The following is a 26,032-nucleotide window of genomic DNA, read 5'->3' as shown; positions in this document are numbered from 1 at the left end:
ATCAGCGCTCGTATATAATACAACGAATCATACCCTATGTCAACAATAAATTTCATTTTTTTAATATTTTTATTTTCCAATGTATTTACCTCTAAAAGCTCGCTGCCTCCATATATAAGGAAGGCATATAAATAAACAGTCAACGTTCATATGTTTTCCAACACATATCTTATTTAACCTGAATAAATAAAAGATACAGCAATCCATATATTTCTCAAACGATATTCTCAATTTTCACATTCTATTCATTATCAAACATAGAGGGATATAAGAAAAAGGCTCACTGCTTTCGTTTATACACGATGGTAGTAATTCATAAAAGGAGAACTCAACACAATGAAATCATTTTTTATTTGAATTCTCCTTTTTGAATATACTTTAAAACAAGATAGAACATTTATTTTAAGAATTTTTTATTTCCTCAATATATAAGGATAGCAATGCCTCCTGATAACCACTGCATGCGTGCTTTTCAAGTTCTCTGCAAAGTGCCTGTAATTCTTCACTCCTGCAGTTTTGCAATGACAAGAGACGCTTTTCACGGATGGATGAGGTTGACATAATCCTATGATAATCCTCCACTGTACTTTTCCATAAATGCAGATCATCTTTATAACGCTGCTTTAGCCTATCCGCAATCAGAATTCCCTCAGGATCAAAGTCCCCTGCATAATACATGGGAATGTTACTTTTCTGTATGAGATCCAGCAATACATAGCCGCACAGATTTAGCTGACCATTTGTGCATACAAAGCCGATCTGTTCCTTGCCCAGCCTTTTTCCCTCCAAAAACAAAGAACGGAATACCGACGGATTCTCCACAATATAAACTGCCTTAATAGCGTCAGATATGTTATGGATTTGCTGCAGATTGTACAACGACACTGTCCATGCCTCATAGCGGTCAAAGAATCCTTTCCATGCCTCATGTACTTTTCCATCTCTGCCTTCTGCATTCAGATGCGCAATCATACAGCTGTTTGATAAATCATCTTTTAATAAACCGGCTTCATAATACAGCTTGTTCTTCTCTGCCAGACTGATATCCTGTTCCTCGACATTAAGGAAGTAACAGATCCCCTGAAACAGTAGCGTATTCTCAATGCCTTTATCAAAGAAATGCGGATCCTGGGTCACTGCGGAGGCGAATACTGCCATAGTTTCTATTTCCTGCTTCCAGACAGGCAGCTGATTGATTGCGTCCAATATGAAACATACTGTCTGCCACTTATTATTGTTTAGCAGCTGACGGATATTTCCATAGCTTTTATGATTTGTTTCCTGCATCCAGTTTAGCCACTCTCCAGCTTTTGTGCATGCATAGCGTTTGGATAGAGATTGCATATCCTGCTGTTCCTTTTGAGCTTTTATTTCCTTCTGTTCCTTGTTCGTCAGTATGCTTTCCCCCTTATAAATTTCAAGTACACGAAGAAAATCACTTCCGGCAAACCGGCTGTCCTCGATTGCCTTTTCCCAGACAGAATAAGGTATGGAAATGTCACGGACTCCCCAGTAATCCTTACCGAGTAAGCCCCCGATTGCCTCACGCTCATCATCTTCAGGATCCTTGATACATATTGTTCCTCCAAAATGCTGCAGCTTCTGATATTGACGAATCCATAGATCTGTCACACGTCGAAAGCCGGTATCCTGTAAAAGATATTGTGCAAATGCATCTTCTATCATGATAAATCTCCCTTCATGCGTTTTATATGCCCATCCCATTCATATGGAATCACAGTTACAAAACGGGCGTTTTCCGGTCGAAACAGTTCATAAATGGCAAGACCTTTTACGGAAGCGTAGTCTCCCCATAGAACCTGAGAATTCATAATATAGTCAAATTTAAATTTGCTGATCAAATCGAACATATTGTAAATGTTCTTTTCATCCACTCCTGCAAATGCCTCATCCAGGGCAATCAGCAACGGCGCATCCTCTCTGGCACTTTCAAATTTTGCGGCTACGGCTGAGAATAGAGGCACGTACATCGCCATTGCTTTCTCACCTCCGCTAAAAGCATAGAAGGTATTGTTCGTAAGCTCTTTTTTAGCTTCTCCGGTTTTTTGTGCCATGATTTTGAATTCAAACCATTTTCGATAATCCATAACCTGACGCATCAGCTGATGAAAGCTTAAGGTGTTGTTTTCAATATTTTGCAGATTTCTTGCGGCAGCAATTTTTGACCGGAAGTGGGAAGACAGACGTTTTAAATCACTTTCCTTTACGACTTTGACATCCTTTTGCAGGATTTCCACCAGCTGTCTGGTATCCATTTCTTCTTCACTTTCCGCTTTTTTACTCTTCCACTGCAGATTCAGATGCAGTCCGCTGCTGGTATTCATTGCGTTCATATAGCGATTCATGGTATCCACCCACGCACGGCTGTTTTGTATACGGATACGTACCTTTTTGCTGATGATATTTACCAGGATATCCTCAAACAGGTGACGGTCAGAGTCTACAAGCAGATTGTTCTGTAAATCAACATCACGTTGCAGACAGTCAAGCAGTTCTGGAAAGGAAAGAGAGGTTCCCTGATATCGCGCATTGATATCCAGTCTGGCACTGATATCTGTGAGTTCTTCCCATGTATCATCCGTTGTGAAGGTCAGATTGTATTCCTGCAGATTACTTCTATGATTGTAATAAGCTGTCTGAAGATCCATTTTCAATGCTTCCGGTTTCTTTAGGACTTCTGTCTGTTTTTCCAGATTCCGTATTTCCTTGATCAGCTGTCCATCTTCACATAAAGGAATATTCGTATATCCGAGTGCAGCTTCGTTTTTCACAACATCAAAATACGTTGAAACCAGTGCATCCTGATGTTCGATATCCTGCTTTGTGCGTTCCAGATCCTGTGACGTTGCGGCTACAAGACTTTGCAGCTGTCCCAAACGTGTATCCAGTTCCTGCATAAGATCCGGCAGCTTATGCAATCGTTCTTCGATCTGCTGTAACCGTTTCTGTTTATCCTCATACCCCAAATCCTTCAGCTGTTTTTCCTTTTGCTGCAGAAGAAGGTTTTGTTTCTTTATCAGTTCTCTTAACGTATCGATTTCTGCTTTGAATTCTGAAACATCCCGAAAGGCATCTTCTATTTGCGTTTCACAGCTTTTCACAAAGTCGAGAGATTGTATGAATATCGGCTGTTTTGTTTGTACCAGCTGTAACAGTTTTCTGTAGCTGTTATAACCATCCTTCTGTTGTTCAAACACATTGCGGCGTAACGTAATCGATAATTTACCTGCAGTTTCCCGCAGCTGTTTTTCAATTCCCTGCATCGCTTCCAAATGTCTTCGCAGACGTTCCTCCATCTGATGATAGCAGGCAATATCGTGCTGCAATATTCTTCGCCCCTCATTTAACTGCTGTAGGGCAAGATGCAGATCATCTTCTTTTACAAAAGCGGATGCTTCCTGTTCCAGCTGCTCCAATCGTTTGTCCAGATCCGTGAGTTTCTGCATTTCCTGATCATATTCCTTTTTCAGCATGTCACATGCTTTCTGTAACTGCAGAATCATTTGTTCTCTGTATTTCTGTCTTGCATTTTCTCCGATGTATCTTGCCGATACAGATTGATAAAGCTTTCCCTCTACAATCCCGGTTTGAAACATGGCATCATGCAGCTGCAGTTTACCGTCATACGTGATATGAAGGGATGTCAGAACGGTATTGATTTCACCCGCAAGCTGCTCAGGAGTTGTCCCCTTCAGATAATACGGTTGTAAATCCCTTACGTTTCGCTGTGTAAAGAAATACATATCCCCGCTTCCTGATGCAAGGGTTTCAATCAATGATCGGGAGCTCGCATGCACCACCTGTGCATCCAGTACTCCCAGACGCAGCAATGCCTCTTCACACAATGCGCGCAGTTCCTCATCCATCTGCTCATCAAATTCCAGAAGGGTGTAAAAGCTGCGGCTTTCAATCTGATGCTGTTTCAGAAGCTGGCGTGCCTGCTCCTGTTCCCCAGCAATTGCAGGAGATGGATCCTTTTGTGTCTGCCACATGTGCAGCTCTGCGCTCTTCTGTTCCAAATTCATCCTACAGGTTTCCGCCATTTCCTTTTGCTCAATTTGCAGGTGAATGATTTCCTTATATAGTGTCTGATAGCTTTGTTGAATGATATCCGTCAGCTTATAAAAGTCCGGCTGTTCCTCATACTGCATAAGAAGATGCATCATCTTGTGGAATTCCTCATCCGTCAGCTTTAGATGCTGATTGTTTGCGGACCACTGACTGATTCTTTCTTTATATTCCTCCACGATGCGGTCACATTGTTCATCAAGCTGCGCCACCAGATGTTCCTGCTGCTCATTCGTCTGCTTCTGCTGCTCTAATTCTTCCACCAGCTGCTTGTGGTGTGACTTTGCAACATCATAGGAGTTAAACAGCTGCAGTCCTTCCTCAAGTAAGCGAAGCTTTGCATCCAGCCGCTTTCCGATATATGTAAAATCATATGGAGTGTCCGGATGCTGAAACATCTCCTCTTTTAATAGGAGATGATCCTCCAGCAGCAGCTCCTCCTGCAGTACATCTAATTGGTCAAAGGCTTCCTTCATTTCAGACAAGGCTTGCTCACATCGGTCACTCTGTGTCTTATGCTGTACTCTAAGTTCCTGAAGACGATCACTTTTTTCCTCTTCCTGGGTTTCCTTATGCTGGAGCTTTTGTATAGTATCTTCTTTCTCAGCAGCCAGTCTTGTGCAATCCTCCACCAGCCGCTGAAGGTCGTCTGTTGCCAGAGAAAGCTTTTCTTCTGTTAACAGCGCCTGTTCCTGTGCTAGCTGTGTACGGTTTTCCTGCTTCTGCTTTGTTTCCTGTTGATGCCGCTGTAATTCCTCCTCATATTTTTGATAAGCTTCATGAAGATTTGCGGCTGTCTGCCTGACAGTCTGATAGATATGGTATTTTTCAAACAATACGGCATGACTGTACTGCTCGAACACCTGATAAACCGCCTTTGCAGAAGCATAGCTTTGCTTTAAGGCATCCAGCTGATCCTTGATATTATCCATATTGGATATCGCTTCACTCATTGGGCGAAGATCATCTTCGCTCAACGGCTGTAAGGATTCACTCAGGATTTCATTGATCATGGTTGGTTTTAAGGAATTGCTCAGCTTAGGCGAGCGCAGCTGCAGCAACAATGTGATAGCTTCCTTATATTCCTCGCTGGTTTCAAAACCAAACAGTGCCTGATTCACTCTGTCCATGTATTCTTTTTGCGAATCCATGACCTGCGTGTCACCGATACGGTTTTTCAACACCTGCTTTGTAATTGCCAGGTTATGATCCAGTAGCTGCACTTCTCTGTTGATTCTCAGATTATCCTCAATTACAAAATACCACGATACAAGCGGACGTCCCTGTTTCGCGTGCATACCCATCCCTATGGTTTTGTAAACCTCACTGTCCGAGCGTTTAAATTCCAGATAAAGATAGCCGATGCGATCTGTTCGTTCGCCGCCTTCCTCCAACAGATAGTTTTCTATTTTACGTGAGCGTGTACCAAAAGGATCCAGACGCTCACTGCTTTTATTTCCATCCAGCAGCAGTGGTATAAAGCTTTGCATTGTGACAGATTTACCGGAACCGTTGCTTCCTCTGAGCAGCATGTGCCCGTCTTTAAAGGAAAATTCCTCGTTTACATAATACCAGAAATCAACCAGCCCCAGCCGGTGCATGTGCCATTTGCTAATTAGTTCGCTCATTCTGTTACCTCCGCATATGTTCCTGTTATTTTTCCGGCAACCGGATAGATATAAACATTCTCCTGCTGCACCTGTGCAAAGCCCAAGGTCTGTGCAAGATTGCATACATCCATTGCACTGTCTTCCACCCTGCGATTTTCAATCTGATATTTCTTTGGCAGTAACGCATTGTTTTTCTTGATCAGACGCTGAACGATGGCAAGATATTCTTCCAGCCGTAATGTGATTCCCTCGTGCTGATCCAGAGAAAGACGGGAAGTCTTTACCCGTTTACGCAGATCGTCATGGACAATCAGCAGCAGATCATAATAGGCATGCGTCTTTGGAAAGACTTTACCCATAGAGCAGTCTTCTTCCAGAACCAGAAAGGCGCTGGAGGAATGCACATGCAGCTGACAGGGAAACAGACTCTGAAAATCATTTTCTATATTTCTGCGGTAATTACGAATATAGCCGAAATCATCATCCTTATCCTCTCCAGCTGTATGATAGACACCGCAAGAGAGCATGAGTCTACGATAAATACGCTGCCGGCGGACAATACCGCGATCCTCTTCCATATCAAACCACTCGCTCTGTAAAAAGTCCTCCGGCTCATGAAAATCCATAATATCTTTGGGAATGTTACGTATGAAATAGCGTGATACTCCGGTGTTTTCATATAATATATCGCTGGTCTCATCCTTTAGAAAGTAATCCTCATCACCTTCCCGGGAAATGATCATCCCCATTTTAAGAGCATATTGCAATACACGCACAAGCTGTCTTCTTGCTCGCAGACTTGTCCATTCCAGCTCACCTTTGGGAAACTGCACCTGAATAAATTCACAGATATTGCTCAGGATAAAGCGTTCCCCTGCTTCCTTGTCTTCCAGAAGCATAAGCAGATAACAGAACATCTGATATTCCATAAGCGTTTCAAATTCGGTAATCCCCATCCAGCCTTCTGCTTTGCCTGGAATCTTTTCCAGCTTTACAAGATATGGATTGATAATGAGTGCATAACCAAATTTCTCCTGCAGCTTCTTTTTCAATTCCTTGGCATTATCCTTTATTTCATAATACAGCTGTGGATCCTGACTTTTCAGAATCCAGCGGCGATTCATCAATTCTTCTATTATTCTCATAACTGTTCCTCATCAAACAGGATTTTGAAGCAAGGCATTACCAGATTTCCATCCTCACAATGCAGTATACAGTCGCCTTCCCGTTCCTTTTCTATATGATAATGCTGCCCCTGATCTGTTTTGGCACGCCGGTCACTTGCGGCAAGTGCCTTGGATACCCAGCCAAGCAGGGCTTTTCTGGTGGCCTTGTCAAGTAAGGAAAGCTGAGAAAAGATGATTTCTCCGTTTTTACTCAATTCCTTTATCTTCTTCTGTTCAGCCTCGCGCTGTGCCTCATACTCCAGACGCTGTATTCGCCGATCCAGTGCATAATCCGTCGCAGGCTTTCGCTCATGCTTTTTCCTTGCCACCTTTGTGCGCGGCTCCAGTGCAAGGAAGGCTGAGGCTTCCTGATACACCCCACTGTGAATGCTGTCCGTATCCCTTGGTGCGATGTTTTTCAAATGCATACAGGTATCTGCCCCAAACACCAGTGCACTTAAGCGATGTGCTTCATCCATAGTATTGCATTTTGCGAATATTTCCGCTATACGCCGGTATTCCTCCTTACGGTTTGCCCCCTGATTGTGCAGCTCACCGATCTGCAGTGCATACCGTGTGATTTTCCGTATGATTTCATTGGTGATTTCAAAGAGGCGGTTTACCTCATTGTTATCATTTTCTCCGACAAACCAGTTGAAAAGACTCTTCCACCGTCCCTGACAATTTTCCAGTACGGCAGTCTTTGTGATATGGGAATTGATGCGAGGAATCGATAGTTCATATTCTGCGACCTTATCGAAAATCAGCGCCATATCTTCGTCCTTTACACCGCTCAAATAATCCTCGATGATCATACTGTGCTCCTGCAGGCTTTTTACAAATGTCTGAAGATAGGTGATCAGCTTATCTTTAAATACCAGAAATTCTCTGGACTTCATCATTTGTTCTGCTTTGGCACTGTTTAATGTCTTTATGTAATCCTGATAATTCTGATTTAAGCGAATGAAATCATCGTTCAGACTTCGCCACCAGTCAGCGACCTCCATATGGGATTTATCCCTTACAGCAAGCAGCTGCAGAATCTGTTTACGAATCCGCTCCAGCAGCGTCGGTTCCAAGGATGCCCCTTCCACAGCAAGATGCTCCAGCTCTATTGTCATTCGTTCAATTACAACGGTATATTCACTTAGCTGATAGCGAAATTTCTTATTTTTAAATTCCTGTAAGGTATTGGGAACGGAGGTATCCTGTGTAGCAACGAGGTTCCCCCAGTCGCACAGTGCCTGCAAATCATTCTGACAGTTCTCCATGGTATAGTCTTCATATCCTGGTAATGCGGATATCATGTCATAAATATCCTCTTTAAACATCCAGTAATGTATTTTTTCATGCTCCTGATAAAAATAGCGAATGATAATGCGGTAACGATCCACATTCTCGGCTCTGAGATAATTCACCTCAGTTATCGGTTTTAAAAGCTTATCATATAGTTCCATATCCCTCACCGCCTTTCTTTATCATTCTACCATATATTTCCTATTCTTTTACAAATTATACAAGTCGCCGATACAGAGCATCCAGCATTCTGTTGATAAGTTGTACAAAGTATCCATACCAGGCTTCTGTATCATTACAAAGCAGATAGAGAATACCCAGTGTGATTGTGAGCACAATGACAGAAGTCCACGGTATTGCATCCCCCATCAGTCCGCTGATCAGCATAATCCCCATGAGAACAAGATACAAGGCCACAAATTTCTGTATTATCACAGCTGCCAGATGCAGGATGGCAAAGAAACCAAAGCTGCATAATCTGATACAATTAGCTGCAGCAAATACGATTACAAACAGAAGCTTTCGTATGCCGTGTAGTGCTGAAATATCATATATTCCCGGCCCTGCTTTGTCCATTGCCTCCCCATGCATATGAACATGCGTTTCTTCCCGCTGTACATAGTCACCATAATAATGATATTCTGTATTCTCGTTGTGATTATGATTCCCTTGATTGAACTGCATATTGTTCTCTCCTTAAAATGACAGGTCTTCTGTATCTTTATTCATAATGGACATGACAGCAGGCAATTCCACACTTGCAATTACCACATCGCTTAGAATAAACATGATTCTAATTTCCGTTTGCTTTTCAAACCAATCATAAATGCGTCCTGCACTTTTACAGCCTCTTGCGACGGTTCTCACACTGTTCGCGACATAGCCAAACGTCACACCGGCATCTGATATTACGCGAATGGCTTCATCGTCCTCTTCGTTATCAATATCCTTTTCAATCAATAACCTCTGTCCCACGCGAAACACTTCATTGCCAAAGTAATAGCGTAATCCAACAATTGTTATGTAGGTCATAAAAATCTCCTTCTTTCTTTACAATTACATTATAAGATAAGGATTGTATAAAATTTTAAACAGTGACGATAAACATTTCATGTTACAATATAGAAAAGATGATATACGGGAAAACAGAGCATAACATCCAAAAGGTGCATATTTATACCTTTCTGTTATAGCTACATGGGAGGGATGGTTATATGGAAGATAGTAGAATGAGTGCCATAGCGATACTATATATATTGAAAGAGTATTCGGATGAGGCACATCCTTTATCCAGTAATGCTTGTATTCCATTACTGGAGCAGGTATATGATATTAAAATCAATCGCGGAACGCTTTCTGCATATATCAAACAGCTGCGTAATTTTGGAATCGACATCCAGACAACCAATCGGGGCTATTATCTGATTGACCGGGATTTGGAAAAGAGTGAGGTACACGTTTTGTGTAATCTGATTCATTCCTCACATTTCATATGCGACAGCTCCAGCTTTCAGCTCATTGACAAGCTGCTGAAGACGCAGAGCAGATATCATCGTAAAGATTTTAAAAACGCCGTATATATTCAGAATTCACGAAAAACGAAAAACCGGCAGCTGTTTCTGAATGTGGATATCCTCTTGGAAGCAATACAGGAGAATAAAATGATCCAGATGTACTATCTGACCTACAATCTGAAGAAGGAGCTGATACGAAAAAGAGAGAAACCGTATTTTCTGCATCCGTATTATATTGTTGAGGAAAACGGAAATCTGTATCTGATTTGTAAAACAGATAAGCATGATGATTTTACGCATTATCGCATTGACCGTATGCAGGATATCAGAAAATTGGATACATCCGCAGATGCACTTCGTAATTCCTTTGATCCTTACGCATATTCCAAAACCAAAATGTATATGTATTCAGGGGAGCCCGTAGCGGTTTTCCTTCGCTGTCATAAAATGATACTGAATGATGTCATTGATCAGTTTGGACAGGAAATCATATTGCAGGAAACAAAGGGTTCCGATTATTTCATCGCACGTATTTATTCTACGGAAACCGGTATTATGTACTATGCCATGCAATATGCTTTATATTGCGAAATACTGGAGCCCAGCGAGTTGCGAGAGCGTGTAAGAAATAATTTAAGGAAAGCACTCTCTGTTTATGAAAAAGATAAAGCATAGATAGATAACGATATATCAAAACTATTAGATGACAAATAGCAATGTAATAAAGAACCATAAGTAAGGCTTCTTACTCAATTGCAGGTAAATTTAACAGAGATAATTCAACCCTATTGAATTATCAATAGAAGCTGAATTTTCTCTATTATGAACACCCTAAAGCAAGAAAGACCTAAATAAGTAGCTCACGCATTGCATGATAGTGCCTGATAATGAATTTATATCAGCTGGCTGTTCAAATCATAAAAAAAAATAGCGAACTAAAAAACTTGTCACAAACGTGTACATTCCCATTTGCGACAAGTCTTTTTTAATTTTCATAGGATACCGATCGTTCTCTCCCATTGATCGTTTATTTTTTTAAGGCTTCCTTATCATTTATTTTATCGAGTGGAGGTTTCTTTTTATAAGATGCAATAATTCTGGTGCTATAGCGGCGTTCTATTGAGGCGTTACCCGATTTACTAAATCTGAGTAGTTTTTTGGTCTTGGATTGATAAGACTATGTTAGACTGAGTTTATAGCCTTTTCTGGCTGCATATGCAAAATACTGCTTCATAAAATAACTGAGCTTGGATAAATTCGTACCGCATACCTTTTCGAGATAAGGCACCTGTCCCTTCTTCCAATGTGTCAAATATTCCTCTTCCAGCCATCCCGTTAGTATGAGGGAGTCCTCAACTGTTGCATAGCCTCTCTGATACTGCTGCCTTTCAATAACAGCGGCAGTTTTCTTTTCAATCTGCTGTCTGTTCAACAGTCAAATCCTCCATATTTCCCACGACAAGCCGCAATTCAAAGCCCTCATTTCCATCATGTGCCTCTGCTGACTGAATTAAGGTTTTGTTTTCCTTGAAATATTTGTTTTTTCTATGCCGGAAGAATTCAACGATATCCAGGGCATCCTGTCGTAGCTGTGCCAATTCTGTTTGTAAGGCTTCCTCACCTATTTGGGCCATGTTCCATCCTAAGGATGCTAATTTGATTACTGCGACAAATTCTTGAAAGCTTAAATTATTCGCATTGCCAATTGGAGCGATAAAGTCATGCATAAGCTCCGAAAAATTGTCATGCTCTATACGTTCCGGTAAAGGATCATATGTTACATCCTGATCATTGATATAGGCACCTTTTACATTTCTATGCCGTACAATAGATTCATAGAAATCTTCCGCTTCTTCCAGCGTAGCATTCTGCTTTATAAGGATTTCCGCAACAGAATCCAAAATAAACTCATTTCGATATTGAAAAAATGACCCTTTCCAGCGATGCTCAGGTAATACATTCCGTACATCATCAAGAAGATACATACCAATCGCTTTCATCCGATACAGGTTATCCTTATCTTCATCATACAGTTCTATATAGTCCGGTGTAACATCTATAATACGATATTCTCCATAGTGCTCTTCCTTCCAGCCTCTCAGTATACTGCTGTCACTTTCATTCCACTTTCTGCTGTCGAAAAACTCCTTTAGACATTGTGGATGGGAGCCGATATAGGCTAATGCCTGGTTCATTTTTTGATGCTTATTCGGTTCCTGCATGAGCAATACACTGTATACATGGTTTTTATAAACAAACTTCAAATATTCCTCACGTAGCTTTATCAGTTTTTTTGCGTCTTTCTTATGTAAATAATTCATAGTATGTCCCTGGTATAACCACAGCTTACACTTCACAGTAAGCTTGTCATACGCCTTTCCTCCTTATATCATTATTTTAACATAAAGCATAGCTGTGTAGGGACTCTTCATCTATAGTCTCGTTCAAAGTCTTGCCTCTATGCCTTTTTTCGATTCCGCAGTTTTTTAATAAACAGATACAAACCCAGAATAAGAACAGCTGTCGCAGCCATTCCTATCAACAGACTGCCTTCCTTTTTATTTTCTTCATATGCCTCCTCATAAGCTTCTTTCGCGGCTGGATAAAAAGCAGTATCCTTCACAGCATCCAGAAAATCAAGATTCTGATCCTCACCTTCTTCTCCGTCCTTTTTTCCATTGTCTTTTGCAAGCTGAAGCAATTGCTTTTTTTCTTTTTCATAGCTCTTGACGGATGTATCATATGCTTCCTTATAGATTGCTTTAAATTTCTTCAAGTTATAATCCTCTACATCGGATATCTTTTTGTCATTGTATACATATTCATAGGCATTGTACTCTGCCGTATCCTGCAGAACTGTTTTCACTTTCTGTTCCGCATCATCATAGGCTGTTTTATAATATTCTATATATTCATTTTTTATAATTTTGGATGGGAGTTTCTTCAACTGATACGCTTCCTTTTCCAAAGCATCTTTCTTTCCGTTTGTTTCTGCCAGTGAGGATGAATTGTTCATAAGCTCGGTTTCTGCTTTTTCAAAGGATTTATTAAAGGCTGTTTTGTAGGCTTTTTGAGAGTAGGTATAGGTTACATCTTCCAGTGTTTTGTCCGGATTCTTCATTTTGAACGAATATCCATCCGCAGCCCCTTCTTTTGCATAATCAATTTTCGGCTGTGCCGGAACTTTAACCTTTGGTTTTGCCTCCTGAACAGGTTGCGGTGTACTTGGAGATGGTGTTGAGGATCCACTCGTTGATGGTGCGGATGTTCCACCTGAGGAACTCGTACCTCCACCATTGTGACAGTGATATTCGCCATAAGCCAATCCCCATTTCTCACAATTTGTCCGGCATGTATGACAGCCATTACTGTCGGTTCTTCCCGGATGTGCCTGAATGGAAGTAGACGTTGGTAATACAAGAAGTAATGCGAATGTTGCGAATGCTAATAATTTTCTCATTTTTTCACCCTCCTAGACTATGAGTAAATTACAAACCTCTTCCCTCCTTCCCTATGCTTTAATTATAACGCTTACATTCAAACTTTTGTAATTTTTTTAAATCAATAGGAATACAATTACTCGACTGTATACTGGCTTTATTGTGAAATTGGGTTATCCTGATAATTTCTTATACTAAAGCAAGCTGGTTTCAGATATAAATGGGATGACATAGCTATTAGGATAAGCTTTCATATCAAAATTTCATGGATATGATGATACTATGATACCGCGGTTTACTTAGGTATGACGGATATTGGATATGCAGCCCTGACAAAGAATATCATTATGGCGTTTACGAAAAGAGCAATGGCGGTCATGCTGGAGAATAGCATTGACCGCATGAAAATCAGTACCCAAGATGTAGATCTGGTGCTATAGGCGGTGGCTCCGTGATTGTGCCAAAGCCGTTGTCTTGTTGCAGGCAGAAGGCGAAGCCAGAGCATTTTGGAGTAGCAAATGCAATTGGTGCTGCCATTTCAAAGGTAAGTGGTACATGAGAGCAGCAGGTTTCAGATGATGAGGTGCCTTGTGAGGAAGCAATTGAAAAGGCGAAGGCGGCTGATTTGGCTGTTACGGCTGGAGCGATTCGTGAGACAGTACAAATTATCGATATGGAGGATGAAGCATTGGCGTATTATCCGGGCAATACAAGCAGACTGAAGATACGGGTTGCGGGTGGTTTGAGAAGTGAATAGTGAAAAGAGCTGTTACTAAGAAGTAAAATTCTAGTGACAGCTCTTTTCAAGCATCCTACTACATCCTCATAGAATATATCATAAAGTAAACTGCATAGAAAGCTATTATCTCGATGGAATTTCACTATAAGTGAAAGGATAGGCTATTTGATTACTTCTATAATGGAAGTAAGAAGATAACATGAATGTACTGTTAACATAATAAAATGAAAGAAAATTATTTTGAGGAATATAATCGGATTGCATCAAAAATAAAAGTATTGCGTACTGCTAAGCATTTAACACAAGAGCAGTTGAGTGAACTGTCAGGTTTAAGTATAAGCTATATCAGTAAGATTGAAGCGCCTAATTGTAATAAAAGCTTCTCTCTTGATGCATTATTCATACTTGCCGAGGTGCTTACCTCCAGGAAACTCCCAGAGTCCAGCAAATTCACCTTTCAATCGCTGAGCTATCAGATAAAAATCATCCTTCTTTATGATTGCGGCTACGACTTCTATTTTTTTCATACTACATCACCTGTATGTATCATATCAAATCAAGTATAGGATTACAATCTTCTTATACATCTGTAATATTTGTACTTAAGCTTAAATAATGCTAAAATGATAAAGAAATAAAGGAAGGGACGATATGACGATACAAACTATTAACGATTATAAAAATAAATTTATCATTTCAAACTACTCATTTTTCACTGATATCTTCACCAAGCCCATCTGGGGTGACATGGGCGAGGATACCGCCTCCATCACATTGACAGTGATGGAAAACACTTGGCACCTGCACTTCATCCGCACCCAAAGCGGTGAGCCATATCCATTAAGCGACACCGTATGCAATGTAATTGATGAATACGAAAAGGATTTAACCAATGAAGAAGTATTTGAATTCTTAGCGCATCACAATATCCTGAAGGAATTTGAGGACGCTGTATCAAAGCTTTAAGATGTCTTACATCTATACATATACAAAAAATACGAATCCAATATGATAAAGACTGCCTGTCAAAGAAATATTATTCTTCTTCAAACAGACAGTCCTTTTTCATTTCAAAACACTACCTAATCCAGCTCCAGTCCCCCGGTATATAACTGATAATATGTTCCCCTCTCCTTCATCAGCTTCTCATGATTTCCACGCTCAATGATCTTCCCCTGATCCATCACCATAATCACATCGGAATTTCTGATTGTGGAAAGTCGATGCGCAATGACAAACACCGTTCTTCCCTCCATCAGCTTATCCATACCATCCTGCACAATTTTCTCGGTACGGGAATCAATCGAGCTTGTCGCCTCATCCAGAATAAGAACCGGTGAATTCGCAAGTGCCGCTCTGGCAATTGACAACAGCTGCCGCTGCCCCTGAGAAAGAGAAGCCCCATCTCCGCTGATCACCGTATCATAGCCATGCTCCAGATGTCGTATAAAGCCATGTGCATTTGCAAGCTTTGCCGCCGCAATCACTTCCGCATCCGTAGCATCCGCCTTACCATATCGAATATTATCCCGTATTGTTCCGGTAAACAGATGCGTATCCTGCAAAACAATGCCCAAAGACCTTCTCAGATCATCCTTCTTGATCAGCTTGATATCAATGCCATCATACGTGATCGTCCCCTTTTGTATATCATAGAATCGGTTGATCAAATTGGTAATTGTGGTTTTTCCTGCACCTGTAGCACCGACAAATGCCACCTTCTGACCACGCTCAGCATACAGCTTGATGTTATACAGAATCTGCTTATTCTCATGATAGCCAAAATCCACATCATCAAAAATGATATTTCCAACCAGAGGAACATACTGCACAGCACCATCTCCTCGCGGATGCCGCCATGCCCATTTTCCTGTCGGCACCTCACTCTCAATCAGCTCACCGTCAACCTCCTGCACATGTGCAAGCGTCACCAGGCCATCATCCGCCTCCAGGCCTTCATCCATCAATGCAAAGATGCGCGAAGCACCTGCGGATGCCATAATAACGGAATTTAACTGCTGGGATATCTGCGTAATCGGCATCGTAAAGGATCGATTCAACTGCAGGAAGGATGCCAGAGCACCTAATGTCAGACCACCGATACCGTTGATAGCGATCAGACCACCGAGCAATGCCGTCAATACATAGGATATATTCCCCAGATTTCCCATAACCGGCATCAGGATATTTGCAAACTTATTCGCCTGATAAGCACTGTCAAACAGCTGCTCATTCACCTGATCAAAGCCATCCTTTGTTTCCTGTTCATGCGTGAACACCTTAATGACCTTCTGCCCGCTCATCATCTCTTCAATATAGCCGTTCACAACACCGAGATCACTCTGCTGCCGCTTGAAATAAACAGCACTCTGCCCTGCGATTTTAGACATTGCCGTCTTCATGACGATTACCATAACCACGACAATGACCGTCAGATAAAGACTCAGCACACACATGGAAAGAAAGACACTCACGACAGTAATCGCGCTCGACAGCAGCTGTGGAATACTTTGTGAAATTACCTGCCGCAGTGTATCCGTATCATTCGTATATACCGACATGATATCGCCATGATGATGCGTATCGAAATAGCGGATGGGCAGCTTTTCCATATGTGCAAATAAATCATCACGAATCCGTTTCATCGTCCCCTGTGCCACATTGATCAAAATTCTGGCATACAGATACGTGGAAGCAATACCGCATACATAAATGGCAGCCATGGCACACAGCGCCTGAAACAGAGGTCCGAAATCCGCCGGTCCGTTGGATGCCAGAATCGGTGCGATATAATCATCAATCAGACTTTTCAGAAACAGGGAGCTTGCCACTGTTGCCAGAGAACTGATGATAATGAAAATCAACACAAAGAAACAGGAAACCCTGTAATTGCGAATAACATAAGCGCACAGCCGCGTCAGCACCTGTAGAGAATCCCTGTCCGCTTTTACCTTGTTTTTCTTAATCTGCATTCTCATCGCCTCCTTTCACCTGCGTACGATAAACCTCCTGATAGATTTCATTTGTTTTTAACAGCTCCGCATGAGTTCCAATACCGTTGATTTTTCCATCATCCAGCACCACAATTCTGTCCGCATCCTCAATAGAGGAGATACGCTGGGATATGATCAGCTTCGTGATATCCGGAATATCCTCGCGAAACGCCTTTCGTATCAGATAATCCGTCCGCGTATCCACCGCGCTTGTGGAATCATCCAGAATCAGAATCTTCGGGTTTTTCAGTAAGGCTCTGGCAATACAAAGACGCTGCTTCTGACCGCCGGATACATTGCTTCCACCCTGTTCTATATGCGTATCATAGCCATCCGGAAACCGCTGGATAAATTCATCCGCCTGGGCAAGCCTGCATGCCTGCAGCATTTCCTCATCACTCGCATTGGGATTTCCCCAGCGCAGATTATCCTTGATCGTACCGCTGAACAGCACGTTATTCTGTAATACCATGGATACCTGATTCCGCAGTACATCCAAATCATATTCCTTTACATCCACACCGCCAACATACAGACTTCCCTTTGTCACATCATACAGTCGGGGAATCAGCTGCACAAGAGAGGACTTCCCGCTTCCCGTACCTCCAAGTATTCCAATCGTTTCTCCTGAGCGGATATGCAAAGCAATATCCTCCAGTGAATCTGCCTCCTGATCCGCACTGTATGCAAAGCTGACATGGTGAAAATCAATGGAACCGTCCTTCACCTCGGTAACAGCCTTTTCCGGTGAAACGATATCACTCTTTTCATCCAGTACCTCATCAATTCGCTGAACGGAGGCAAAGCTCATGGACAGCATGACAAAGATCATGGACAGCATCATCAGTGACATCAGGATATTCGTCGTATAGGTCATCATACTCATCAGCTCACCGGTTGTCATAGAACCACCGACAATCATTCTTGCCCCCAGCCAGGAAATCGCCAGGATACAGGCATACATGGACAGCTGCATTGCCGGAGAATTAAAAATCAGAATATTCTCCGCCTTTTTGAACATGCGGTAAATATTATAGGATGCCTTGTTAAATTTTGAAATCTCATAATCTTCCTTTACATATGCCTTTACGACACGCATATTCGTAATATTTTCCTGTACACTTGCATTTAAATCATCATACCTGTTGAATACCTGCAGAAAAATCGGATGGGCAAATTTCATAATAAAAATCAGAACGATTCCCAAAAAGGCGATCGCATACAGAAATACCATGGACAGCTCGGCATTGATCACAAATGTCATTGCCATAGCACAAACCAGTGTCAATGGAGCACGCACACACATCCGCAGCACCATCTGATAGGCATTCTGTATATTCGTCACATCCGTCATCAGGCGAGTCACCAGACCGGCTGTAGAAAATTTATCGATATTATGAAACGAGAAATCCTGAATATTGTAGAACATTGCTCTGCGCAGATTCTTGGCAAAGCCTGCCGATGCATAAGCTGCATATTTCCCCGACATCGCCCCGCAGAACAAGGAGCCGAAGGCTGCCACAATCATAATGAGGCCATATTTTGTCACTTCCGTCATATCGCCCTGACTCACACCCTTATCAATGATAAAGGACATCAGAAACGGCAGTGAAATTTCCAGTACAACTTCTCCCACCATGAAGATCGGAGCGAGAAAGGAGGCTTTCCTGTATTCTTTTACTTCCTGTAAAATCCGTTTAATCATATTGTCATCTCCTTTTCGATAGCATGCTATGTATTTTGCGAAAAGAAAAGCATCAGCTCTTCTGCCCAAGCATTTTCAGCAGGCAGCTCTGCATACATGCGATTTCCTCATCATTCAGTGCCGTCACCAGCTCCTCTTCATTCTCCTTGAATTTCTCTCTGAGAATCTTGTCCAGCTCCAGCGCCTGTTCACTGACCACGATATTTTTCACCCTCGCATCCTTTGTGCTTGCGACACGATGGATCAGTCCCTTATGCTCCAGACGATTCAGAATACCGGTTACAGATGGATTGGATATATCCATTGCATCCTCGATGTCCTTTTGATGTACCTGCTCTCCGCGTTCATGAGCCTTAAACAGGTAAATCAGCGTGAAGGTCTGGGAAGCCGTCAAATCAAATTCCGCAAATATGGTATTCAATCTGGCCTGATTCATTAGAAACACCTGTTTTATGAGATATCCGATATGCATATCTGCCATGCTTTCACCTCGCACTTTATCAGCTAATATATAGCACGCTATGAATCATACACCAGCTTTTCTTCCCTGTCAAATATTTTCCATTCTTCCTTTTTTCCGTTATGCTTCCTTATATATATGATATATCCCGACTTTTTTCCATCCTTACGGGTAGATGACTGCCCCATACAGCCAACACACCTGTTATCAAAAAAAGAATACATCCTGAATTCACTAGGATGCATTCCCGAAAAATTTTCGATTTTGTTGTACTGCGATGCTGTCCGGCTTGTATCTGCCTGCGATATCGTTGTAATGCATGGACGCCTGTCGGTCATGCAGCTGCCAGTAACAGACACAGAGCTGAATTGCCGGAAGATAACCATAGCAGTCAACACGAACAAAGGCACCGCTTTTATCATCACGTGTACGATGCAATGCTGTTTCATACCAGAACACCGCTTCCTTCCAGCGCTTTTCATCAAAGAAGTATTTTCCGATATCACAGCAAAGCTCCGCCCTTGGTGCATCATATCGAAAGCTCTGCAGATAGGCCTGCAGCTCCTCATCCTTTTGCTGCAGCGCACTGTGACAGTAGCCCATCATTTCACACGCATCAATGTTGTTTTCCACCCATCCCTGCTTTCCGTCCAAAAAGGCTTCAAACACCTGCAAAGCATCATGGTAACGTGCGTGATAGTACAGCTCCCTTGCGTAATAGAACTGTTCTCTTGCGTCCAGCTGCTTCCCCTGTGCCAGTAGCTTTTCAAAAATGCGAAGGTTACGGTCCGGATCATTGATATGCAGCTTCTGATGTGTAATCGCAATGTCCTCATACTGTACCATTCCTGTTAATGGTATCACCTCATGAATGACACCGGACCAGCGATGCTGCATACGCCGGTTCATCAAGCGCTCCCGATAATAGGAAAAGGTAGGATTTCCCTTATCGTCAAACGCTGTATGATATTTCATCATTACGATGGAAACCTCCGGCTGCAGTCGCTGCTTCAGCTCCACGAGCTGTTCCTGATCCTCCTGCAATATCACATCATCCGCATCCAGCCACATGATAAAGTCCTGTGTTGCCTTGGAAAAGGAATAGTTACGCGCCTTGGAAAAATCATCGCACCATGCAAAATCATATAGTTTATCCGTGAAGCCGGCCGCAATTTCCTTTGTCTTATCTGTACTTCCGGTATCCACAACAATAATTTCATCCGCAAAGGAGGTTACACAGGCAAGACAGCGTGCCAGAACCTCCTCTTCGTTTTTGACAATCATGCAAACACTGATTCCCGCCATACATCGACCCCTTTCCCTATCCGAAGCTGCTTATCAGTTAATCTGATAAACAATCAGATAGGCATTGACTGTATTGTTAAAGCTGCATACGTTGACTCCCTGGGAAGTATCACTGACCATGCGCAGACTATCTCCTTCACCTAACTCGACAATACAACTGCCCTGCACAAAGCTTCCTTCACACAGCATCGGTAATCTGGATTCTTCAATAATCATGGAACTGTTCAGCTCCAGAGCAACAGCATCCCCCTCACATGGCTGTGAAGCGAGCAGACAGCCGAACTGCACCACATAGGTTCCGGCATGTCCTACAATGACACTTTGATAGTCCTCAGAAATTGTAAATCCGCTTTGAATGGTGCCTACATCAAATACAAAGGCATCCTGTGCACAGAACTGCTTATCTGTAAAGGACTGAAGACTGACGGAAGCAAATTGTACAAGGGGCGCAGATTCTCCGGCTGGTCCGGTTGCCCCCTGCGGTCCCTGTGGCCCCTGGGCTCCGGTTGCCCCTCTGGCGCCGGTTGCGCCACGCTCACCCGGCATTCCCTGAGGACCCGTTGATCCGGTAGGACCCTGAACGCCTGCTACTCCCTGTGGGCCGGTATTTCCCTGAGGACCACGTAAGCCCTGCAGGCCTTCTCTTCCCTGAGGACCCTGCAGACCTCTTGGTCCCTGCGGACCCCTTGGACCTCTTGGACCCATGGGACCGGTAGGTCCGATACCCGGATACGGGCGTGGCGGACGCGGCGGTCGGTTGCAGTCACAGCCGCAGTCACAAGCTGAACCGCCATCACTATTGCAGTTGTAATATTCCTGTGCAAAGCCCTGCTCATCCTCTGCAGAGCGGTTATCGTCAAAATCCCGGTCGCATCTGCAGCCACAGTCCTGCCCGGCTTTTGGCTCATCAAATCCACGGTAGGAATCGTAGTCGTCATATTCGCAGTTATCGTCATATCTGTTTCGATACATAGCTATTCCCCTTTCAAGAGCTTTTCTTTCCTTACTCACTTCACTATATGCGCAACCGGGCATTTGTGTTAGTGAAAATGCACACACTTAGGCGATATTCCCAAAACATGACAGTGATGCTTTGGCAATTTCGTAGCCGTGCTGTAAAATAGCATCATAATCAGATGCTGATACCTTCTCCAGTGTTGTCTTATAATCGGCAACCCGCTGTACCTCAGCCTCCTTCATACTGCTGCGGATCCATGCATCCCTTTGTTCCTCTGGCAACGCACAATGCTGCATGATCTCCTTTACTGTTGTACCGATTTTCAGATAGACACCATTGTGATATCTGCGGAAGAAGTCAATAACCTCCTGAGAACGTAAGGATTCCACCTGATCCATATTGATATCCAGCAGGCGTTTGAGATTTTCAATGGAAAAGGAATACTTTCTTGTTTTATGCTCGATATTGCCGGATGCATTGGAGACAATCAGATAGTTGATATTCCTGTGCAGACCGCCATCCTGCTCAGTGGTGAAAAGCGGGTCAAGCCCCATATTATCATAGACACCGCCGTCCCACAGATGCAGTACACGATCCCTCGGCCGGACTGTGATCGTTCCGGTAGCATCCGTCCAGATATACTTGTCTGTTTTCAGCTTGTAGGGGCCGATGAGTACCGGAAATCCGGCACTTGCCGCAACAGCATGCGACAATGCAAAAGACGGATGCATGACATAGCTGGAATCCCGTTCCCCCATTCTTGCACTGGAAAAGCGAAAGTCCTTACCAGATTCATAAGCTGTTGTGTTGATGGTCCATGCCGGACAGCTTGCAATATCCTGCAGACAGCCCTTCACTGCCCAGCGCTGTTCCATCACCTTCGCCAGAAGATTGACCTTTTTATCCCAGTAATAGGGCTGCAAAAACAGACGAAGCAACGCATGCCACTGAATATCCTTCTGTGTGATACACTTCTTAACAGCAGGCAATACCCGTTCCAGAAACTGTGTATCGCTCGGCCATTGATTGGCATTGCAGGCGTAGATCAGCCCCATACAGATACTGGCACCGGATACTGTTGAAATATGGGAAACCCTGCCCATAAGCCCCTGTTGGGCAAGATATCTCAGTACGCCAAGATGATAAATCGCTGCGCGCATACCACCGCCGGACAATGCCAGTCCGATATGCATTTGTTCTTTTTTCAAAATTTCACCCTTACTAACGTATGCAAAAAAGACGGCTGCAGTACCGCCTGTTTTCGTATGAAGAGATGGATGCTCATGTAATCATCAATATTTCATGCATCCATTATGAAACGCAGTTTTACTTTATCCGTTAAAGCAGTATCTGACTCTGCAGCTTCGCACTGACATGACTGCAAGAACCAGCATACTCTTTTGAAGCCCGTTAAAGGGCGGATGATCAGGAGCTGCGCAGTGCTTCCTGAATAACGTGCAGCGCCCTATCCTCATCCTTTTTATGCACGTAGAGATAATACATGACATCCTGATGTCTTGAATTTTGGGCAATAGCCGGACCTCCATGATGAACTGCCGAAAAATTTTTTGTTTTCAATGTGTAGACGATTCCTGCACCTTGTAAAGCATAACGCGCTTTCACAAGCCGTTCCATATCATTTGTCAGCATAACTTCTTTTCGATTCCATATAGCAAGCATAGCATACCGCCTCCAATCCTCTTTCCTTCATTATATCCTCTTTTCCCGCCTATGTATATATAAAGGTAATCATAGCTACCGCCGATATTCCTCACCAAAGCTATCTATATCAAAATAAACGCTTCTTTTCCTGTTCGGAACGCAAAAAAGAGATTCCCTGCTCTGCTGCTTTTTCAACAGAACATGGAATCTCCGTTTATCCTTTTGTTGATCATCATCAACGCCTGTATGCGATCATACCTTATGAGTTTATGATGTAACTGCTTAGATATCCATGTATTTCTGTGCAGCAGTTACTATGGCCATTTTAAAGACCTCTTCCGCATTACATCCGCGGGACAAATCGTTGATTGGTGCATTCAGACCCTGCAGAATCGGTCCGATTGCTTCATATCCGCCCAGACGGGATGCAATTTTATAGCCGATGTTTCCTGCATCAATATTCGGGAAAATGAATGTATTGATATTTCCTGCAACCTTGGAGTCCGGTGCTTTCAACTTAGCAACCTCCGGAGCAACCGCACAGTCAAACTGTACTTCACCTTCGACTGCGAAATCCAGAGGCATACGCTTTAAGCGGGTAGCCGCTTCATTTACCTTCGCAACGCTGGCACCCTTTGCGGAGCCCAGTGTGGAGTAGGACAGCAATCCGACTCTTGGCTCAATGCCGAACTGACGTACGGTATGAGCAGTCTGCAGAGTGATTTCAACCAGATCATCTGCACTTGGGTCGATATTGATGGAGCAGTCTCCCATAACCAGATTTTCTTCGCCATCCTTCATCAGAATAAAGCAGCTGGAAACGATAGAGTTTCCAGGTCTTGTCTTAATCAGCTGTAATGCAGGACGTACGGTATCTGCTGTTGAGTATGTAGCACCACCTAGCAGACCATCCGCACAACCAAGCTTTACATACATGGTACCAAAGAAGTTTCTGTGCAGACATGCTTCTCTTGCCTGTGCTTCATCCAGCTTACCCTTACGCAGCTCGATCACCTTTGTAACCATCATATCCATGTTCTTGTATTCGATTGGATCCAGTGTTTCAATGCCTTCGATATCCCATCCGTTTGCTGCTGCAGAACCGGCTATTTCGGCACGGTTTCCCAGCAGAACAGGTACTACGATATTTTCCTTATGCAGACGGATTGCTGCTTCCAGAATACGCGGGTCGGAGCCTTCCGTAAATACGATACGTGTTCCCTTCCCCTTGATTTTTTCAATTAATGTATTGATCATAAAAAATCCTCACTTTCCTTGCCATATTTTATTATACACCGACACTTTGCATAAAAAAAGGAAATTTTCACAAATCAATGATTTCACAAGTGAAAATGCAGGATAACAGGTATTCCGGCATTATTTACATATATACAGTGCTTTTTTTCCGATATCTATGAAAGCCTCCTGAATTTATCTGCACATGAAATTACACCTCTTCGTTTGTTTAAAAAAGCTTTTTTCACAATGTCGTTCATTCTCCATAAACAAATTCAATGTTCCGTTTGCCGTTCAGATACCGTCAGTGCTTCATCCATACAGTTCTGAAAAAAACACTTGTATTTTCTTTCCTGCTGCTCTATAATCTACCCATAAGCAGAGTAGGTCAGGAAGCGTTAAGTACCATCTGAACGGGGAGTTGTCAGACGGGCGAAAAGTTTATCTTGCGGTTTCCTGGTCGCATCCCGCTGTTGCATGAGAAAACTTTTCATATCTCTTTTCTATATGCAATATCGGAAAGGAGGTATTTTTTTATGAACTTTGCGAAAGAAATCGCCGGGCTTCCCGGTTTGATGAAAACTAGCGCAGAACAGCTGCGCAAGGTTCCCGCACTTACCGGAACCGCCATGCTGACCGCATTGAATGTCGTTGTCGGCACACTGTTCATCCCCATAACACCAACGCTTCGTATTGGATTTTCCAGTATTCCGGCTGCTGTATGCGGCATGTATTACGGGCCGATCTGTACGGGCTTTGCCGGTGTCATTGCAGATACGCTGAAATATATCATTCGACCTGATGGTCCCTACTTCCCGGGGTTTGCTGTCAACGAATTTTTAACCGGAATGATATATGGCTGCTTCTTTTATAAGAAAAAAATCACCCTTCCCAGAGTGATCATTGCCAGAGCCTGCATCACTGTATTTATCAATCTGATTCTGACATCTCTATGGCTGAACATGATGTACCAGAGTCCGCTCTTTACCATGGTGCGGCTGATTAAAAATGTGGTGATGTTTCCTGTGGATGTAGCATTGCTGTATGCAGCGCTCAAGGGCGCAGAAAGAGTACGTAGAACATAGCCTTGCAATATTGAAAAACTACGTTTTGAATGGTAACGTAGTTTTTTTATACTATCCCTTTAAACATTCATATGGAATGTATTTCTCTAAATCAAGTCTGAAAAAACGAAATGCAGGCACATGATAGAAATGGGTTTTTATCCCAGTTTCCTATCTTTTACTGTCTGTATTTTTTCCCTGGATATATGGCAATATCCGCCTGGATTTTTTTTGAGATATTCCTGATGATACTCCTCCGCGGAACAGAAGCTCGTCAATGGCTTCATTTCTACAACAATCGGTTCCTCATAACATTTTGCCAGCTCCTGCAGGGAAGCCTCGATAACCGGCTGATCTGCTTCATCCACATAGTAAATACCTGTTCGATATTGTTCCCCGATATCATTTCCCTGACGATGATAGCTGGTCGGATCAATGACATCATAGTATAAGGATAACAGGAAGCGCAATGTAATCACGGATGCATCATATTGAATATGCAGGGCTTCTGCATACCCGGTAGTACCGCTGCAAACCATTTCGTAGGTTGGGTTTTCCACATGTCCGTTCGCATAGCCGACCTCTGTTGCCACGATACCTTGCAGCTGTTCAAAATATGCCTGCATTCCCCAGAAGCAGCCGCCTGCCAGATAGATTTCTTTCATTTTCACACCTCCGATACAGCTTTGTGAAAGCTCAATTCATATGCGCAGTCACACGCATTCCTGCAGATAGGATAATAATTATAGTTTATCATATTCCAGCCGCATTCATTAAAAAAGTTAAAACAGCAGG

The 26,032-nt window shown here is 42.9% G+C and carries 23 protein-coding genes, 2 pseudogenes and 1 riboswitch; of the genes and pseudogenes, 6 read left to right on the top strand and 19 right to left on the bottom strand.

The window, feature by feature from the left end; all coding sequences use genetic code 11:
* Positions 1–402: 402 nt before the first annotated feature.
* Genes ACG3M1_RS02840 through ACG3M1_RS02815 form a run of 6 tightly spaced genes read right to left on the bottom strand, consistent with a single transcriptional unit; the run spans position 403 to position 9,193 of the window.
* Entirely contained in the window at positions 403–1,686 is a 1,284-nt protein-coding gene (locus ACG3M1_RS02840) for a TIGR02679 domain-containing protein (RefSeq protein ID WP_008818400.1), read from the bottom strand.
* Entirely contained in the window at positions 1,683–5,717 is a 4,035-nt protein-coding gene (locus ACG3M1_RS02835) for a TIGR02680 family protein (RefSeq protein ID WP_009270289.1), read from the bottom strand. The genes ACG3M1_RS02840 and ACG3M1_RS02835 overlap by 4 nt, the downstream gene beginning before the upstream one ends.
* Positions 5,714–6,844, bottom strand: a complete 1,131-nt coding sequence (locus tag ACG3M1_RS02830) for a TIGR02678 family protein (RefSeq protein ID WP_008818398.1) — start codon at positions 6,842–6,844, stop codon at positions 5,714–5,716. The genes ACG3M1_RS02835 and ACG3M1_RS02830 overlap by 4 nt, the downstream gene beginning before the upstream one ends.
* On the bottom strand, positions 6,841–8,322 hold the full coding sequence (locus tag ACG3M1_RS02825) for a TIGR02677 family protein (protein ID WP_100933830.1): 1,482 nt from the start codon (positions 8,320–8,322) through the stop codon (positions 6,841–6,843). The genes ACG3M1_RS02830 and ACG3M1_RS02825 overlap by 4 nt, the downstream gene beginning before the upstream one ends.
* Before the next feature lie 55 nt (positions 8,323–8,377).
* Positions 8,378–8,845: a hypothetical protein gene (locus ACG3M1_RS02820; RefSeq protein ID WP_008818396.1), complete on the bottom strand. Its 468-nt coding sequence runs from the start codon at positions 8,843–8,845 to the stop codon at positions 8,378–8,380.
* Between the two features lie 12 nt (positions 8,846–8,857).
* Complete coding sequence (locus ACG3M1_RS02815) at positions 8,858–9,193, bottom strand: HIRAN domain-containing protein (RefSeq protein WP_008818395.1); 336 nt, start codon at positions 9,191–9,193, stop codon at positions 8,858–8,860.
* Between the two features lie 182 nt (positions 9,194–9,375).
* Between ACG3M1_RS02815 and ACG3M1_RS02810 the strand changes: the two genes are divergently transcribed.
* A complete protein-coding gene (locus tag ACG3M1_RS02810; RefSeq protein ID WP_008818394.1) occupies positions 9,376–10,350 on the top strand; it encodes a helix-turn-helix transcriptional regulator in 975 nt (324 codons plus the stop codon).
* Positions 10,351–10,852: 502 nt separating this feature from the next.
* On the opposite strand, the gene ACG3M1_RS02805 is transcribed toward ACG3M1_RS02810, so the two are convergent.
* The 3 genes from ACG3M1_RS02805 to ACG3M1_RS02795 form a co-directional block, all read right to left on the bottom strand.
* On the bottom strand, positions 10,853–11,107 hold the full coding sequence (locus ACG3M1_RS02805; protein ID WP_008818393.1) for a hypothetical protein: 255 nt from the start codon (positions 11,105–11,107) through the stop codon (positions 10,853–10,855).
* Positions 11,088–11,996 carry a hypothetical protein gene (locus ACG3M1_RS02800; RefSeq protein WP_008818392.1) on the bottom strand — a complete coding sequence of 303 codons (909 nt, stop codon included), beginning with the start codon at positions 11,994–11,996 and terminating at the stop codon, positions 11,088–11,090. The genes ACG3M1_RS02805 and ACG3M1_RS02800 overlap by 20 nt, the downstream gene beginning before the upstream one ends.
* Positions 11,997–12,133: 137 nt before the next feature.
* A complete protein-coding gene (locus tag ACG3M1_RS02795) occupies positions 12,134–13,135 on the bottom strand; it encodes a YHYH domain-containing protein (protein WP_008818391.1) in 1,002 nt (333 codons plus the stop codon).
* A 285-nt stretch (positions 13,136–13,420) separates the two neighbouring features.
* Here ACG3M1_RS02795 and ACG3M1_RS02790 point away from each other — a divergent pair, with 285 nt between their 5' ends.
* From ACG3M1_RS02790 to ACG3M1_RS02780, 3 genes and pseudogenes are all read left to right on the top strand, one after another.
* Complete coding sequence (locus tag ACG3M1_RS02790; protein WP_021420387.1) at positions 13,421–13,555, top strand: hypothetical protein; 135 nt, start codon at positions 13,421–13,423, stop codon at positions 13,553–13,555.
* A gap of 143 nt (positions 13,556–13,698) precedes the next feature.
* The gene (locus tag ACG3M1_RS02785) at positions 13,699–13,872 is read left to right on the top strand and encodes a hypothetical protein (protein WP_009588661.1); all 174 of its coding nucleotides are present in this window, start codon (positions 13,699–13,701) and stop codon (positions 13,870–13,872) included.
* A gap of 206 nt (positions 13,873–14,078) precedes the next feature.
* Positions 14,079–14,213, top strand: a pseudogene (locus tag ACG3M1_RS02780) (helix-turn-helix domain-containing protein); the annotation flags it as partial.
* A 57-nt stretch (positions 14,214–14,270) separates the two neighbouring features.
* On the opposite strand, the pseudogene ACG3M1_RS02775 reads toward ACG3M1_RS02780, so the two are convergent.
* Positions 14,271–14,381, bottom strand: a pseudogene (locus ACG3M1_RS02775) (NUDIX hydrolase); the annotation flags it as partial.
* 124 nt (positions 14,382–14,505) lie between these two features.
* On the opposite strand from ACG3M1_RS02775, the gene ACG3M1_RS02770 reads away from it, so the two are divergent.
* Positions 14,506–14,820: a hypothetical protein gene (locus ACG3M1_RS02770; RefSeq protein WP_009588668.1), complete on the top strand. Its 315-nt coding sequence runs from the start codon at positions 14,506–14,508 to the stop codon at positions 14,818–14,820.
* 116 nt (positions 14,821–14,936) lie between these two features.
* On the opposite strand, the gene ACG3M1_RS02765 is transcribed toward ACG3M1_RS02770, so the two are convergent.
* The 8 genes from ACG3M1_RS02765 to pta all read right to left on the bottom strand — a co-directional run bounded on the left by ACG3M1_RS02765 (position 14,937) and on the right by pta (position 24,194).
* Positions 14,937–16,826, bottom strand: coding sequence for an ABC transporter ATP-binding protein (locus tag ACG3M1_RS02765; protein ID WP_009270281.1), 1,890 nt, complete (start codon positions 16,824–16,826; stop codon positions 14,937–14,939).
* On the bottom strand, positions 16,816–18,552 hold the full coding sequence (locus tag ACG3M1_RS02760; protein WP_008818387.1) for an ABC transporter ATP-binding protein: 1,737 nt from the start codon (positions 18,550–18,552) through the stop codon (positions 16,816–16,818). The genes ACG3M1_RS02765 and ACG3M1_RS02760 overlap by 11 nt, the downstream gene beginning before the upstream one ends.
* Positions 18,553–18,604: 52 nt before the next feature.
* The gene (locus ACG3M1_RS02755) at positions 18,605–19,033 is read right to left on the bottom strand and encodes a MarR family winged helix-turn-helix transcriptional regulator (RefSeq protein ID WP_002607144.1); all 429 of its coding nucleotides are present in this window, start codon (positions 19,031–19,033) and stop codon (positions 18,605–18,607) included.
* 213 nt (positions 19,034–19,246) lie between these two features.
* A complete protein-coding gene (locus tag ACG3M1_RS02750; protein ID WP_008818386.1) occupies positions 19,247–20,317 on the bottom strand; it encodes a tetratricopeptide repeat-containing glycosyltransferase family 2 protein in 1,071 nt (356 codons plus the stop codon).
* A 33-nt stretch (positions 20,318–20,350) separates the two neighbouring features.
* Complete coding sequence (locus tag ACG3M1_RS02745) at positions 20,351–21,289, bottom strand: collagen-like protein (protein ID WP_008818385.1); 939 nt, start codon at positions 21,287–21,289, stop codon at positions 20,351–20,353.
* 87 nt (positions 21,290–21,376) lie between these two features.
* On the bottom strand, positions 21,377–22,483 hold the full coding sequence (locus ACG3M1_RS02740; protein ID WP_044948080.1) for a patatin-like phospholipase family protein: 1,107 nt from the start codon (positions 22,481–22,483) through the stop codon (positions 21,377–21,379).
* A gap of 217 nt (positions 22,484–22,700) precedes the next feature.
* Positions 22,701–22,955 carry a hypothetical protein gene (locus ACG3M1_RS02735; protein WP_055200721.1) on the bottom strand — a complete coding sequence of 85 codons (255 nt, stop codon included), beginning with the start codon at positions 22,953–22,955 and terminating at the stop codon, positions 22,701–22,703.
* Positions 22,956–23,219: 264 nt separating this feature from the next.
* Complete coding sequence (gene pta / locus ACG3M1_RS02730) at positions 23,220–24,194, bottom strand: phosphate acetyltransferase (RefSeq protein ID WP_002607139.1); 975 nt, start codon at positions 24,192–24,194, stop codon at positions 23,220–23,222.
* Between the two features lie 356 nt (positions 24,195–24,550).
* Positions 24,551–24,648, top strand: a riboswitch (THF riboswitch).
* A gap of 61 nt (positions 24,649–24,709) precedes the next feature.
* Between pta and ACG3M1_RS02725 the strand changes: the two genes are divergently transcribed.
* Entirely contained in the window at positions 24,710–25,258 is a 549-nt protein-coding gene (locus ACG3M1_RS02725) for a folate family ECF transporter S component (protein WP_002607138.1), read from the top strand.
* A 137-nt stretch (positions 25,259–25,395) separates the two neighbouring features.
* Here ACG3M1_RS02725 and msrA read toward each other — a convergent pair whose 3' ends face one another.
* Positions 25,396–25,902, bottom strand: coding sequence for a peptide-methionine (S)-S-oxide reductase MsrA (gene msrA, locus ACG3M1_RS02720; protein ID WP_008818382.1), 507 nt, complete (start codon positions 25,900–25,902; stop codon positions 25,396–25,398).
* Between the last annotated feature and the right edge of the window lie 130 nt (positions 25,903–26,032).

The sequence above is a fragment of the Clostridium sp. 10cd* genome (assembly GCF_044336395.1).
GTDB classification, from domain to species: domain Bacteria; phylum Bacillota_I; class Bacilli_A; order Erysipelotrichales; family Erysipelotrichaceae; genus Clostridium_AQ; species Clostridium_AQ innocuum.
This window is presented reverse-complemented; position numbering and strand designations above follow the sequence as displayed.